This is a genomic window from Candidatus Symbiopectobacterium sp. NZEC135, from assembly GCF_025962695.1.
Genome location: NZ_JAGFPF010000721.1, coordinates 1 through 1,003 on the forward strand (window position 1 = coordinate 1; position 1,003 = coordinate 1,003).

A 1,003-nucleotide genomic window follows, 5' to 3' on the forward strand; every position below is an offset into this window, starting at 1 on the left:
TTTTGTCATATTTTCCTTATAAGCCAGCACGAGGTGAATGTTATTAATACTTCGTTCAATGATGACATTGTCGTAACGTCTGATTGTATCCGAAATAAAAGCCGGAGAGTCGAATGTCGGCTATGCACAGAGGCATGTTCATCTGCGGCTCTGTTCATCACCCACGCTGGTGTGGTCAACATTATTCCTGATGCCTGCTCAGGCTGCGGCGGATGCATAGCAGCGTGTCCAGTAATGGCGATAACAGGCTCATTTCCCGAACGTCAAACTGTTGATGACCATTTATATTTGGATGCGATTACCGCCCCGTCGGTGAAAGAACTTTTACTCTATTATCGTGCAGGGTACCGTACGCTGGTTGTAGATGATAATCATTTCTCATGGTGTGATGTCGTCGACCGCACAAATAACCTGTTACGCGCTTGTCACCAAGAACCCTTCTCACTGAATCATGCCAGCGCAGAACCAGTAGACGCAGTTATCGCGCGGCGTCGTTTTCTACGTATTGGTACGGTTCAGCGGTATTTACGAAAAAAGAGAGCGCCAACAAACAGATTAATCAGCGATATTTTCCCTGACTATCAACTGTTCAGTATCAATATCAATAAAGATACCTGTTCATTATGCAGTAGCTGCTTGAAATTATGTCCAACGGGCGTTTTCCATTATCAAAACAAGCAATTGGTTATTGAATCAGGCAAGTGCGTTGGGTGTCAACTCTGTCAGGCAAGCTGCCCAGAATCCGCTATTGAGATGAGAGAAGAAATAACAAAAAAAACACAGACGCATTATTCCTTTAACGCTGCATGTTGTCCTCGCTGTCAACAACCGTTCCCATCGTTGAATCCAGGTGAGCACCTGTGCCCGGCCTGTTCCATGCAAGAAAAGCTCCGCTTCACCGGGGACCGTATCGGCATGAAAAGCCTGAATTTCTCTGCGTAACGGAGGGTGAAAAATGAACATCATCAATAGCACGACCTTTCCGTGTATTAACGATCCTGAT

1 protein-coding gene is annotated in these 1,003 nt (G+C 45.6%); it reads left to right on the forward strand.

Features of this window, described 5'->3' with window-relative positions:
* On the forward strand, nt 1–942 hold a 942-nt coding region (locus J5224_RS29980; RefSeq protein ID WP_264628701.1), incomplete at its 5' end, for a 4Fe-4S binding protein.
* Nucleotides 943–1,003: the final 61 nt, after the last annotated feature.